Annotated in this window: 12 protein-coding genes; 4 read left to right on the top strand and 8 right to left on the bottom strand. The window is 56.4% G+C overall.

Translation table 11 applies throughout. The features are described 5' to 3' along the window. Window positions 1-20 precede the first annotated feature (20 nt). Genes ACXLHR_RS06585 through ACXLHR_RS06595 form a run of 3 tightly spaced genes read right to left on the bottom strand, consistent with a single transcriptional unit; the run spans window position 21 to window position 2040 of the window. Complete coding sequence (locus tag ACXLHR_RS06585) at window positions 21-689, bottom strand: alpha/beta hydrolase (RefSeq protein WP_458790706.1); 669 nt, start codon at window positions 687-689, stop codon at window positions 21-23. Next, entirely contained in the window at window positions 686-1315 is a 630-nt protein-coding gene (locus ACXLHR_RS06590) for a DNA-3-methyladenine glycosylase family protein (protein WP_458792489.1), read from the bottom strand. Before ACXLHR_RS06590 ends, ACXLHR_RS06585 begins: the two co-directional genes overlap by 4 nt. Then, window positions 1312-2040, bottom strand: coding sequence for a cobalt-precorrin-6A reductase (locus ACXLHR_RS06595; protein ID WP_458790707.1), 729 nt, complete (start codon window positions 2038-2040; stop codon window positions 1312-1314). Before ACXLHR_RS06595 ends, ACXLHR_RS06590 begins: the two co-directional genes overlap by 4 nt. Window positions 2041-2224: 184 nt before the next feature. On the opposite strand from ACXLHR_RS06595, the gene ACXLHR_RS06600 reads away from it, so the two are divergent. After that, window positions 2225-3442: an MFS transporter gene (locus ACXLHR_RS06600; RefSeq protein WP_458790708.1), complete on the top strand. Its 1218-nt coding sequence runs from the start codon at window positions 2225-2227 to the stop codon at window positions 3440-3442. Here ACXLHR_RS06600 and ACXLHR_RS06605 read toward each other — a convergent pair. The 3 genes from ACXLHR_RS06605 to cysS are packed head-to-tail and all read right to left on the bottom strand — an operon-like array spanning window position 3434 to window position 7251. After that, the gene (locus ACXLHR_RS06605; RefSeq protein ID WP_458790709.1) at window positions 3434-4168 is read right to left on the bottom strand and encodes a squalene/phytoene synthase family protein; all 735 of its coding nucleotides are present in this window, start codon (window positions 4166-4168) and stop codon (window positions 3434-3436) included. The genes ACXLHR_RS06600 and ACXLHR_RS06605 overlap by 9 nt on opposite strands. After that, window positions 4165-5787 (bottom strand): citramalate synthase, encoded by a 1623-nt coding sequence (cimA, locus tag ACXLHR_RS06610; RefSeq protein WP_458790710.1) that lies wholly within the window; start codon window positions 5785-5787, stop codon window positions 4165-4167. Before cimA ends, ACXLHR_RS06605 begins: the two co-directional genes overlap by 4 nt. A 36-nt stretch (window positions 5788-5823) precedes the next feature. After that, window positions 5824-7251, bottom strand: a complete 1428-nt coding sequence (cysS, locus tag ACXLHR_RS06615) for a cysteine--tRNA ligase (protein ID WP_458792490.1) — start codon at window positions 7249-7251, stop codon at window positions 5824-5826. A 286-nt stretch (window positions 7252-7537) separates the two neighbouring features. On the opposite strand from cysS, the gene ACXLHR_RS06620 reads away from it, so the two are divergent. From ACXLHR_RS06620 to ACXLHR_RS06630, 3 genes are all read left to right on the top strand, one after another. Next, window positions 7538-7714, top strand: a complete 177-nt coding sequence (locus ACXLHR_RS06620; RefSeq protein ID WP_458790711.1) for an MmcQ/YjbR family DNA-binding protein — start codon at window positions 7538-7540, stop codon at window positions 7712-7714. 120 nt (window positions 7715-7834) lie between these two features. Beyond that, entirely contained in the window at window positions 7835-9010 is a 1176-nt protein-coding gene (locus ACXLHR_RS06625; RefSeq protein WP_458790712.1) for a pyridoxal phosphate-dependent aminotransferase, read from the top strand. A 352-nt stretch (window positions 9011-9362) separates the two neighbouring features. Next, window positions 9363-10904: a trimethylamine methyltransferase family protein gene (locus ACXLHR_RS06630; RefSeq protein ID WP_458792491.1), complete on the top strand. Its 1542-nt coding sequence runs from the start codon at window positions 9363-9365 to the stop codon at window positions 10902-10904. Between the two features lie 50 nt (window positions 10905-10954). On the opposite strand, the gene ACXLHR_RS06635 is transcribed toward ACXLHR_RS06630, so the two are convergent. After that, entirely contained in the window at window positions 10955-11536 is a 582-nt protein-coding gene (locus ACXLHR_RS06635; RefSeq protein WP_458790713.1) for an outer membrane protein, read from the bottom strand. Window positions 11537-11639: 103 nt separating this feature from the next. Then, entirely contained in the window at window positions 11640-12740 is a 1101-nt protein-coding gene (locus ACXLHR_RS06640; RefSeq protein ID WP_458790714.1) for an anhydro-N-acetylmuramic acid kinase, read from the bottom strand. Between the last annotated feature and the right edge of the window lie 40 nt (window positions 12741-12780).

Here is a 12780-nt window from a genome sequence, read left to right on the forward strand (position 1 = left end):
AAGATAAAGTCAACGAGGGCTCAATCCATGCCAAAGCGATCCCTCATGAATGCAAGTGCTACCTGCAAGCCGTCCGGCGCAATCCCGTGGCCCGTGCCCTTCATGATGTGCGCATAGACCTCTTTCCAACCCGCAACCTGTAAGGCCTCGGCGGCTTGCGGCAATGATTGCGGCGGTACAACATCATCCTGATCGCCATGTATCAACAAAACCGGCGGACGACATATCGCCTCATCCACCAACGCTTCAGGCTCCAGCAACCGTCCCGAAATCGCAACAACCCCCGCAACCGCATCCTCGCGGCGCGGCAAAACATGCAACGCCATCATCGTGCCCTGGCTGAACCCCAGCACAATCACCTGCTCTGGCAACAGGTCCTCATCAACCATCACCCCGTCGAGAAACGCATTCAAATCATCGGCCGCCCGCACCAATCCATTGCGGCTTTCTTCCTCGCTCGACCCGTCAATCCACGGAATTGGAAACCACTGCTTGCCCATCGGCGATCCGGCACAATCCTCTGGCGCATCCGGCGACAAAAATAACGTATCGGGCAAATGCTCTGCCAGCGGATCCGCCAGCCCCAATAGGTCGGCCCCATTTGCGCCGTACCCATGCAAAAAAACCACCGCTGAACGAAGTTCACCCGAAAGCGGCTCTTTGCGACCACTCATCAAAGCACGTGTCATAGTATGCCATCCCTTTTCTTTGTTGCCCCGTAATACGCCCAGATGATGCGGGCCGCAACTGACCGCCACGGCGACCACGCCAGCGCCATTTGTGTTAACTCTTTTGCCGAGGGCCGCGCGGGCAAATCAAAGATCATCCGCGCGCCTTCTTGCAAGGCCAAATCCCCGCCAGCGAACACATCCGCGCGGCCCAGCGAGAACATCGCATAAACCTCTGCCGTCCACGCGCCGATACCTGAAACAGACGTCAGCTCGGCCATCACTTCTACATCAGGTAAGTCCCGCAAGCCTTTGAAATCAAGACCCTTACTTGCTAACGAATGCACATATTTGGCCTTCTGACGGCTCAACCCCAACCCGCGCAATTCATCCTGACTGACCGCAACGACGGCCCCTGCCGTGACTAGCCCCGCGCCGACCATCCGGTCCCAAATCGCATTGGCCGAAGCGACACTCACTTGCTGCCCCAAAATCGCATGCATCAACGGGCCAAATCCGTCAGCCTTCAAACGCAAAGGTAATGGCTCAAGCGCCGGCAAAAGCGCGCCAAAGCGCGGCTCGATCCCCGCCAGCCATGCCGCCCCTTCAGCCACATCCGCATCATTCAAAATGATCCGCCCGATCATAGCGCCATAGCCCAAGACACCGCCGCCTCAGCCGTGTCGACACGAGGCGCATCTGGCATTTTGGGGCGGGCAATCATCAACACAGGAATGCCCAAACGCCGCGCCGCCACAAGTTTGGTTGCACTGGCCTCACCACCCGCATTTTTGACCACAATCCACTCCACCCCAAGTGCTTCAAAAACTGACATCTCACGTTCTACAGGAAACGGCGGACGCCCGATCAAAAACTCACCGCCCTCGAAAGGAAACGACGCGGTTGGTGGACCAATCTGGCGACAAATCACACGTCGCCCCTCAAGGGCTGCGTACCGATGCAAATCGGCGCTTCCCGTGCCCAAAAACACAACAGCCCCCTCAGGGATAAAACGCGCGGCATCCTCTTCACAGGCAATCTCGGTCCAGTTATCGCCCTTTTGCGGCTCCCATTGGGGACGTAATACCTGTAAATACGGCAGGCCCGATGCGGTACAAACCGCTGCTGTCCGGTTGGTGATCTTTGTTGCATAAGGATGGGTTGCGTCTACCACCGCCGAAATTTGAACTTCGTTCAGATAACGTTCAAACCCTTGCACCCCACCAAAGCCGCCAATGCGCAACGACACGTCAACCGGATGTGGCGCGCGGTTGTCACCCGCCACTGATGCCACGCAGGCCAGCCCCGCAGACACCAACCCGGATGCAATAGCCACAGCCTCACGTGTGCCAGCCAGCAATAAAATCGTCACAACCCGCACCTCGTAAATATAACACCCCACGGTGAAACCAGCAGGTCTTGCCCCGACTATAAGTCCCAAACACCGCGCCGCAATACTCGAATCCCCTCAGTCAGGCACAGTGCGACCCTATAACCACCTGTCCTTACGTTTTATGGGATTGCACAGCCGCAAATCCGCGCTTACCGATAGCACCATGACAGACATTACAAACGACAGCCGCGCCAAGCGCAACGTAGCCGTGCTGGTCGCGGCCCAAGCAATCCTTGGCGCACAAATGCCTATGATCTTTGTGATCGGTGGACTGGCTGGCGGTATGCTGTCTCCCATCGCCTGCCTTGCGACGTTGCCGATTTCTTTCATCGTGTTCGGCTCAATGATTACAGCACCGTGGCTTAGCCCGTGGATGCAAAAACACGGGCGTCGCGCGGGCTTCTTTGTGGGTGCTGGCGCTGGCGCCGTTGGTGCGACGATATCGGCCTACGGGCTTTATATTAGCTCGTTCTATGTGTTTCTGGCCGGATCACTTTTGACTGGTGTCTATATGTCAGCGCAGGGTTTTTACCGTTTTGCCGCCGCCGATACCGCCTCAGAGGCCTTCCGTCCCAAGGCGATTTCCTACGTCATGGCCGGCGGGCTATTCTCGGCCATCATCGGGCCACAACTGAACAAACTGGTGCAAGACGCCTTTGTTGTGCCATTCCTTGGCACCTATATGGCGGTCGCAGCCATCAACCTGATCGGTATGTTCCTGTTTTTTGCGCTCGACCTGCCCAAAGGCAACAAGGGACAACCTCTCGACGTGAATGCCCCCAAGGCGCGTACAAGGCGCGAACTGCTCTCGGATCCGCGTATTGTTGTGGCAATCATCTGCGCGATGGTGGCCTATTCACTGATGAACCTTGTGATGACATCAACACCGCTGGCCGTTGTCGGCTGCGGGTTTACCACCAATAACGCCAACGATATTGTCTCGGCCCATGTACTGGCGATGTTTGTGCCATCCTTCTTTACAGGTCACCTGATCGCAAGGTTCGGCGCTGAAAAAATTATCGGCGCAGGACTTGTGATCCTACTTGGTGCAGGCAGTGTCGCCTTGATGGGTGTCGACCTGCTCAATTTCTTTGTGGCATTGATCCTACTTGGGATCGGCTGGAACTTCGGCTTCATCGGCGCCACATCAATGCTGGCAGCATCGCACCTCCCGCATGAACGCGGCGTGGTGCAAGGCATGAACGACATGATCGTTTTCGGCATGGTGACTGTGGCATCACTGGCCTCTGGCGGCTTAATGAACTGTTCTGGCGGCACAGCGATCGAAGGCTGGACGGCGGTGAACCTCGCCATGGTGCCGTTCCTTATACTGGCAGGCGGCGCACTGATCTTTCTCGCTACCCTCAAGAAATCAACCTAGCAAACCGACCTTCATCAAGCGAAATCCTTGGGCCATCGGGCCAAGCTCTAACGCGGCCTGCACCACCCTTTGCGGGTCGGCTATTGCGCGTTTTAATGTCGGCTTGGTCAGAAATCCGGCGAGTGCGACATCCTTTGCCGCGCGGCCCTTCACATGCCGTGCCAGCGCACCTTTCGCCAAGTCACGCACTCCGTCCGAGGTCCCGTCAATCAGCGGCTTGCGGCCGCGATCCTCTAACGCAGGAATAGCGCGCAAGAAATTCGCAACACCAACACCATAAGCAAAATCACGCACTGACGCCTCGTTTTCAGCGCCTAAAATCCGTGCCGCGGTCCACAATAAATGACCCGTTGTCGCATCAATATATTCTTCCAAATGCGCGGCATCTTCAAAGGCATCCGAGTAGACATCCCAACGCCGCGCCGCGACCAAGCCCATCAAACAGGTTGCCCCTTCAGCGTCCAAAACCTCTGTCAAAGCGTCGGTCACCTCATGCTTGCGCACAGAGCCACCGCCCGCGATTTCCTCCAGAACATCGGCCCACCATTGCAGACGCATTTCGGCGATCATCGGCTCTTTTGTCACCCAAGGGGCGCGGGTTACTTCAACATTAAAGGCGTAGAGCGGGAACAAAATGCGGCGCGCAGGCACGCTTGCGGCCATGACTGCGCGAAACCGCTCTGGATCGCCTTTTTGCACAATTTCGGCGCAGGCATTGATACTCAAACCGCTTGCGCCCCGTCACGGATCAGCTTCCAATTGATCGCTTCGACCAGCGCATCAAACGAAGCATCCACGATGTTGGCCGAGACCCCAACCGTTGACCAGCGCTTGCCCTGCCCGTCTTCGCTATCAATGATTACGCGGGTCACGGCGTCGGTGCCGCCATCGGTGATACGCACTTTAAAATCAACAAGATGCATGTCTTCGACCAACTCTTGATACGGCCCCAGATCTTTCGCCAAAGCACGCCATAGCGCGTTTACAGGCCCCCGATCCTTGCCATCAGGGCCTTGGCTTTCCGAGACATTCAACACCTTCTCGCCGTTGACTTTGACCACCACAACCGCCTCTGACAGCGACACCATTTTGTTGCGTTTGTTGCGACGCCGCTCAACTGTGACGCGGTAGCGTTTGACCTCGAAAAACTTGGGCAACAGGCCCAATTCTTCGCGCGCCAGCAGCTCGAAACTGGCCTGCGCTGTGTCGTAAGAATAGCCGTGCGCTTCCATTTCTTTAATGCGGTCCAGAATGCGGGTCAGCGCGGGATCACCCTTTTCGACCTCAAGACCAGCCTGTATCAACCGCTCGCGCAGGTTCGATTGGCCTGCTTGGTTGGACATCGGCACAATGCGGGTATTGCCCACCAATGCGGGGTCGATATGCTCGTAGGTGCTGGGGTCTTTGGCGATGGCGGAGGCATGCAAACCTGCCTTATGGGCAAACGCGGACGCGCCGACATAGGCCGCTTGTTTGGCTGGCATGCGGTTGAGAATATCGTCCAGCATACGCGAGATTTTCCGCAGGCCTTTCAGCGCATCCATGCTCACACCGGTCTGAAACTGACTGGCAAACGGCTCTTTTAACAGCAGCGTCGGGATCAGTGTCGTCAGGTTGGCATTGCCGCACCGCTCGCCCAAACCGTTCAACGTGCCTTGGATTTGGCGCGCGCCAGCACGCACCGCAGCGAGTGAATTGGACACGGCGTTTTCGGTATCGTTATGAGTGTGGATGCCCAGATGGTCGCCCGGAATGCCGCTTGCTATCACGGCTTTTGTGATTTCAAACACCTCTTCGGGCAAGGTGCCGCCGTTGGTGTCGCAAAGCACAATCCAGCGCGCCCCAGCGCTGTAAGCTGCATGGATCGCCTCTAATGCGTAGGCGGGATTGGCCTTGTAGCCGTCAAAAAAATGCTCGGCGTCGAATAGCGCTTCATGGCCCTCTTTGACCAAATGCGCAAAGCTTGCGGCGATGTTTTCGGTGTTCTCTGGCAAGGTGATCCCAAGTGCCGTGGTCACATGAAACTCGTGGCTTTTGCCGACCAAACAAACAGCGGACGTTTTGGCGTTCATCACCGCGGCCAGAACGTCATCGTTTTCGGCAGAGCGCCCCGTGCGTTTGGTCATACCAAAAGCGGTCATTGTGGCGCGGGTTTTGGGCGCGGCCTCGAAGAAGTCAGAATCTGTCGGGTTTGCGCCCGGCCAACCGCCTTCGATGTAATCCACGCCCAACACGTCTAACATGGTGGCAATGTTTTGTTTTTCTGCAGTCGAAAACTGCACGCCTTGGGTTTGTTGGCCGTCACGCAGGGTTGTGTCGTAGAGATATAGACGCTCTTTGCTCATGTCAGGCGCTCCTAAAATTTTCTAGAAAAACCTGCATCACAGATCCCCCAGTTTCGCGGCGTCAAATTCAGGGCCAGCAGACCACGTTGCCTGCCCGCCCACATCGGTGACAAGCACACCTGCGGCGTTCAGAATGTCGCGAACTTCGTCGGCCAGACCCCAGTCTTTTGCGGCCCGCGCTGCGGCGCGTTGCTCCAAGAGCGCGTCAACACGCGCGGCAACGGCAGGCACCACATTGGCCCCTGCTTCACCACCGTCAAACATCGGAATATCGGCCCAATTGCTGATAAAACCAAGCATCTGCATCGCATGGGCAAAGCCCGCTAGGCCCGCAGGTGTCTTGCCCTTGGCCATCACATGCAGGCGCGCAATCGCGCCAGAGGTGTTCAAATCATTGGCCAGAACGCCCATAAATTCGGGATCGGCTTTCCAATGGCCCTCTGCGGTCAGCGCCTTGACTAAGGCAGGGCTAAAGCCGTGGCCTTGCAAAATGCCGTACCATTTGCGCAGCGCGGCTTCGGCCTCGCCTTTTTTCTTGGTCGTCCAGTCCATCGGCTTGCCGTAGTGCGTGCCAAGCATAACCAAGCGAATGACCATGCCATGCACGCCTTGATCGAGCAGGTCGCGCACGGTGAAGAAGTTGCCAAGCGATTTGGACATCTTCTTGCCCTCGACCTGCAACATTTCATTGTGCAGCCAGACATTCGCGAAATCGTGGCCGGCGCAGGTGGACTGCGCTATTTCATTTTCATGGTGCGGAAACTGCAAATCGTTGCCGCCGCCGTGAATATCGAACGCAGGGCCAAGCAATTCCAGCGCCATTGCGGAGCATTCGATATGCCAGCCCGGACGCCCGTAACCCCACGGACTATCCCATCCAGGTTGACCATCGCCCGAGGGTTTCCACAGCACAAAATCCATCGGATTGCGTTTGTAGGGCGCCACTTCAACGCGAGCGCCTGCGATCATGTCGTCGATCGAGCGACCGGAGAGCGCGCCATATTCGGCGTAGCTTTCGACAGCGAAGAGAACGTGACCATCGGCTTCGTAGGCGTGACCTTTTTCGATCAGATCTTGTGACATGGCGATCATCTGTTTGATATATTGTGTCGCGCGCGGCTCAAAGCTGGGGCGCAAAGCCCCTAGCGCGTCCATATCGTCGTGATACCAGCCGATAGTTTCGGCGGTGATATCGCCGATATCGCGTCCTGTGGCAGCGGCTTTGGCGTTGATTTTATCATCAACGTCAGTGAAGTTCCGCACGTAGGTCACTGATTTTTTGCCAAATTCAAACCGCATCAGGCGGAACAAAACGTCAAACATCAGCACATTTCGGGCATTGCCCAGATGCGCGCGGTCATAAACCGTGGGGCCGCAAAGATACATGCGCACATTGCGCGGATCAATCGGTTCAAAGTCTTCTTTGCGGCGGGATTTCGTGTTGTACAGCTTGATTTGGGTCATGGTGCCTCGGCTAGGTATAATGCCAGCGGGCTTAACAAGTTCAGGGATCAGATGAAACGTGAAAGAGCAGCCCGCGACGGATGTCAGCAGGTAATAATGCAGCAAATAATGAGTGCGATGCTTTTCATAACGCAATCACTAGCAGCAACCGCGTCATGCGTCCAGCATTTCCACGATTTTGTGTAAGGTATTCAAATTGCGCGCCGTGGTTGGCACATGGCCAATCACCTGCCCCAGATTTGCGGCGAGTTTGGAATGACTGATGCCTTGAGGCGTGTATAGCCAAATGACGCTGCCATCTTGGATTGATGCCGGTGCCGCGATAAAAGCGCCATATTTTCATAAATCGTGGGTGTCGGTCGGATTTGATGCAGAGCCTGCGGAAATGGCGCACTGGATCAAGGTGTCTTACGACATTATCTATAACGCCTTGCCGAAGAAAACCCGCGACGCGATGGCGTGAGCGCTGTTCAAAACCTTATCCGCGGATAAGGGTGTTAATGAAGTGTAACGATTTTGGCGGTCGCTATTTCGCGTCGCTGGCGGGTTGACTTGCCAGTTCGGTTCCTATCCCTTCGCGCACATGAAATTATCAAATCGCGTCACACATATCACGGACGGCGGCTCTGACGGATGGGACGTGTTTTACCGCGCCCGCCGCATGATAGACGCAGGTCAAAAAGTCGTTGAACTTACCATTGGTGAGCACGATATTCGAACCCATGCCAGTATTCTTGATGCCATGGACAGGTCTGCGAAATCGGGCCGCACCGGCTATGCAGAAGTGCCCGGCTCTTTTGCGTTGCGCGATGCGGTGGCTGCACGGATACAGTCGCGCACCGGAGTTCCCACTACGCGTGAAAATATCCTGATCACACCGGGCGGGCAATCAGCGCTGTTTTCGAGCCATAATGCGGTTTGCGATCAGGGTGATACGGCGCTGTTTATTGATCCTTATTACGCCACCTACCCCGGCACGATCCGCGCGATCGGGGCGATACCAAAATCCATTCCTGCCTTTGCGGAAAATGATTTCCAGCCACAAGCCAGTGATATTGCGGCTGCAGCAAAGGGCGCAAAATCACTGCTGATCAATAGCCCGAATAATCCGACCGGCGTAATCTATAGTGCTGAAACCATGGCAGAAATTGCTAAAACCTGCATTGAGAATGATCTCTGGCTGATCTCTGACGAGGTCTATGACACACAGATCTGGGAGGGCAAACACCTGAGCCCACGCGCCTTGCCAGATATGGCCGAGCGTACGTTAGTGGTTGGATCGATGTCGAAAAGCCACGCAATGACCGGCAGTCGGATTGGCTGGGTTTGCGGACCTGCCGAAGTGATTTCACATCTTATTAACCTTGCGACACATACGACGTATGGCGTGCCGGGGTATATTCAGGATGCTGCGGATTTTGCACTTTCTCAGGGCACTCCGCTTGAAGACGAGGTCTCGGCGCCATTCAAACGCCGCCGTGCGTTGACGCTAAAGGCCCTTGAGGGGCAAAATGTAGTGCGTTTGGTGCCTGTGCAAGGCGCGATGTATGCGATGCTGGATGTGCGCGCGACGGGGATGACTGGCGAGGAATTTGCCAATGCTTTGTTGAGTGCAGAGTTGATTGCGACGATGCCTGGCGAAAGCTTTGGCGCGTCTGCGGCGGGACATATCCGCGTGGCGATGACGATCAACGATGACGCTTATGTTGATGCATTACAACGGCTTGTTGCTTTTGCCAAACATCATGCAAAGCCCTAAGTAAAGCTGGTGACCCCGTTCCGCGCATGGCAGGAAACTGCGATGGCGGGCGGGGTAAATGACGCGCCTTTGCTGGAATCGTCAAATTAAACGTTAAAGAGAGTTCAAAACCGACCTAAAGTCGCAATTGGACAAGTTTCCCCTGTTTTCACACGCATCATCATCCCTAACGGGAGGGGCATATGCGCGCAGAGGCTGCGAAACATACACTCATCACACGCACCATCGGCGCGCGCCGTGGGCGGGCAGCGCGAGGACGTCCTGCGATCATGTGATCGTTTGAGCCCTCGCAAACCCTTTCATGAAAGTTGCTGAAATGACCGATATGTCCGACGTCCCGACCAATGCACCGATGTCCAAAACGCTAGGCGCACCGCGCCGGTCTGGTGGACGCGCTGCGCGCACGGCTGCGCGCGCAGCCCCACTGCCCGATGATATGCGCCCGATCAAAGCAGGTATGTCAGGCGGGCGTTTCAAGCCGCTGACGGATGCGGATATGGCGCGGATAAACGAGGCGGCCTTGCGGGCGCTGGAAGAGATCGGGCTATGTGATGCACCGCCATCGGGCGTTGATGTGATGGTGCAGGCCGGCGCGATTTACGGCGCGGACAAGCGGCTGCGGTTTCCCCGCGCGCTTGTGCAAAAGATGCTGGGCCTTGCGAATAAAGCACTTGTGCTACATGGCCGCGACCCAAAACATACCCTCGATCTGTCAGGTACTCGCGTGCATTACGGAACGGCGGGTGCAGCGGTGCATATGGTGGATGTGCATGGCCGCAATTACCGCGAGTCTACGGTGCAAGACTTGCATGACGCTGCAAGAATCGTGCAGCAGATGGATAACATTCACTTTTTACAGCGCCCGATGGTGGCACGCGAAATCGTCGATAATCGCGAGATGGATCTGAACACGATTTATGCTTGTTGCACCGGCACGACGAAACACGTCGGCGTCTCGTTTACCGAGCCTGATTTCGTCGATGATGCGCTGGAGATGCTGCATATGATCGCGGGGGGCGAGGACAGGTGGCGCGCGCGTCCCTTTGTGTCGAATTCGAATTGTTTTGTGGTGCCGCCGATGAAATTTGCCACCGAATCGTGTTTGGTGATGGAAAAATGTATCGCGGGCGGCATGCCTGTGTTGCTGCTATCCGCAGGGCAAGCGGGAGCGACGGCACCTGCCCCGATAGCGGGTGCGATTGTGCAGGCGGTGGCGGAATGTCTGGCGGGTGTGGTTTATGTGAACAGCATTGCACCGGGCTATCCTGCGATTTTTGGCACATGGCCGTTTGTATCGGATTTACGCACGGGCGCGATGTCGGGCGGGTCTGGCGAGCAGGCGTTGTTAACGGCGGGCTGTGCGCAGATGCATCATTATTACGGATTGCCGGGCGGTGCTGCTGCGGGAATCGCGGACGCGAAACTGCCCGATATGCAGGCCGGTTGGGAACAGATGGCGTCGAATGTATTGGCGGGGTTATCGGGGCTGAACATGGTCTATGAGGCCGCTGGCATGCATGCCTCACTATTGGGGTTCTGTCACGAATCCCTTGTGTTAGGCGACGACCTGATCGGTCAAGCGCTGCGCTGCGTGCGCGGAATCGAGGTTAATGATGACACCTTGGGCCTAGAGACAATGCGCGATGTGTGTTTGAAAGGTCCGGGACATTATTTGGGCTCTGACCAGACACTGGCGATGATGCAAACCGAATATGTGTATCCGAAAACGGCTGATCGCACTTCGCCCAAGGAATGGCTGGAAAAGGGCAAGCCTGATTTGCTGGTCAACGCTACGGCGCGCAAAGAGGCTATTTTGGCGAAACCCTCGGACGCGGCCCTTGATCCGGTAACCGATGCAGCTATTCGGTCGCGGTTCAAAATTCATCTCAATTAAACCAAAAAGGCGCGCCATGATGGCGCGCCTTTCCGTAGATTTACGATAGCTTAGAAGCTGTAAGAAACGCGCAAAGCCAATGTTTGTGCAGAAACATCAAAGCCTGAATCGTTGAAGTCTTCAAACTCGTGCTGCAAGACTTCTGCGCCAACGCGGAAGTTGTCGTTGAACGCGTAATCTGCACCGATACCGTAGAAGTAGCCGGTATCATCTAAGTCTGCGTCCTTGAGGGACAACTGCGCAGCACCCGCTGTGAGGTATGGCAAGAACGCGCCAGCATCGTAGCCAACACGGCCTTTCAAGCGCAGAACATCCGCGTCATTGATCGTGTCGACATCAAGGCGGGAATATTCAAGTTCGCCACCGACAACGATCGAGCCGTAATCGCGCAGGTAACCAGCGTGAACACCGTAGTTGTCCGCATCCAGTTCGTCAGAGACGCCATCATCGACTTCGCCTTTGCCGAAGCTGCCACCGACGTAGAAGCCGGTCCAGTCATTGGACATCACGACAGGTGCTGCCGTTACAACAACAGGTGCCGCAACAACGACTGCTTCGGCAAGGCCGCCAGCGAATGCTGTGGACGCTGTGCCAGCGATAAGTACGGAGGAGAGTGCAATTTTATGAATCATGACTTGGTTCCTTTTTTGTCTGTTCATGGTAATTACGCTCTGTCCTCCTATTTGGTTTCATTGGCGATTAACCTTTTCGTGAACGAGTTACTTATGTTGCATTTCATCCACCATTTGGCCGACTGATCGTGCCACCAGAGACAGCAGCCCGCACCCCGGTTGTGCCACGGCAAGAGGTCGGCAGGCCGCGTGCGACCCGCACAGCCAGATAGGCAAAGGCCTGTGCTTCCAGCATATCACCGTCCAGCCCTGCGTCCTCGACCGGCACCACAGGCATGTCCAATCCCGCACGCAGCATTGCCATCAAGGTGGGGTTGTTGCGCCCCCCGCCAGTGACCAACAACTGCGCCGGCCGGCTGGGGCAATGTTCCATCGCTTTGACCACGCTCATCGCGGCGGCGGCTGTAAGTGTCGCTGCGGCGTCCGCGTCGGATAGATCTGCGACAGCGGCTTTCAATTCACGAAAATCGTCCCGATCCAATGACTTGGGTGGCATTTTGTAGAAAAACGCATGGTCTAGGAACGTCTCGATAATGCCATTATGCACTTCGCCACTGGCCGCCAACGCGCCATCCGCGTCATACGGCAGCCCGCGCCGCGCCATCATCAGATCGTTCACAGGCGCATTTGCGGGGCCTGTATCAAAGGCGAGCAGTGCGCCGTCACTTTCAGGTTTCGCCACGCGCGGATCGACCCATGTGAGGTTGCCCACGCCGCCCAAGTTTAAGAACGCAACAGACGCGCAGGCCTTCATCCAACGGGCCAAGGCGAAGTGATAGAACGGGGCCAGGGGCGCACCCTGCCCGCCCATCTCCACGTCTGCAGAACGGAAATCCCAGATCACAGGCACGCCCAGCACATCGGCCAAAACCTGCCCATCGCCGCATTGGTGGGTGCGCCTGTTTGCAGGATCATGCGCAAGGGTCTGACCGTGGAACCCGACCAGATCGACGTCCGCGAATCCGGCGAGGATTTGTGCGTGCAGGGTCTCGATCAATTCAGAGACCTGAGCCAGATCATCGCCGTGCCATTTGCCCAACGCAGCCTTGAGAACCGCCGCTTCGTCAGGCGCGTAGGCGCGGTAAGCCGTATCGCCAAATTCAAGGATTTCGATGCCATCCGTGATGATCACAGCTGCATCAACACCATCCAGCGAGGTGCCCGACATCGCCCCGAGAGCGGTCACTGGTCCGGTTTTTTTCATGCGCATTCCTTGGCACTTTCCCTTTATCAATTGCACGTTT

The organism is Yoonia sp. MH D7 (assembly GCF_054439475.1).

Bases quoted from the DNA above. Each gene is read 5' to 3' on its own strand.
- ACXLHR_RS06630 (WP_458792491.1), top strand. From the start codon at position 9,363: ATGTCCAAAACGCTAGGCGCACCGCGCCGGTCTGGTGGACGCGCTGCG.
- ACXLHR_RS06590 (WP_458792489.1), bottom strand. From the start codon at position 1,315: ATGATCGGGCGGATCATTTTGAATGATGCGGATGTGGCTGAAGGGGCG.
- ACXLHR_RS06625 (WP_458790712.1), top strand. From the start codon at position 7,835: ATGAAATTATCAAATCGCGTCACACATATCACGGACGGCGGCTCTGAC.
- ACXLHR_RS06640 (WP_458790714.1), bottom strand. From the start codon at position 12,740: ATGAAAAAAACCGGACCAGTGACCGCTCTCGGGGCGATGTCGGGCACC.
- cysS (WP_458792490.1), bottom strand. From the start codon at position 7,251: ATGACCCAAATCAAGCTGTACAACACGAAATCCCGCCGCAAAGAAGAC.
- cimA (WP_458790710.1), bottom strand. From the start codon at position 5,787: ATGAGCAAAGAGCGTCTATATCTCTACGACACAACCCTGCGTGACGGC.
- ACXLHR_RS06585 (WP_458790706.1), bottom strand. From the start codon at position 689: ATGACACGTGCTTTGATGAGTGGTCGCAAAGAGCCGCTTTCGGGTGAA.
- ACXLHR_RS06620 (WP_458790711.1), top strand. From the start codon at position 7,538: ATGACGCTGCCATCTTGGATTGATGCCGGTGCCGCGATAAAAGCGCCA.
- ACXLHR_RS06635 (WP_458790713.1), bottom strand. From the start codon at position 11,536: ATGATTCATAAAATTGCACTCTCCTCCGTACTTATCGCTGGCACAGCG.
- ACXLHR_RS06600 (WP_458790708.1), top strand. From the start codon at position 2,225: ATGACAGACATTACAAACGACAGCCGCGCCAAGCGCAACGTAGCCGTG.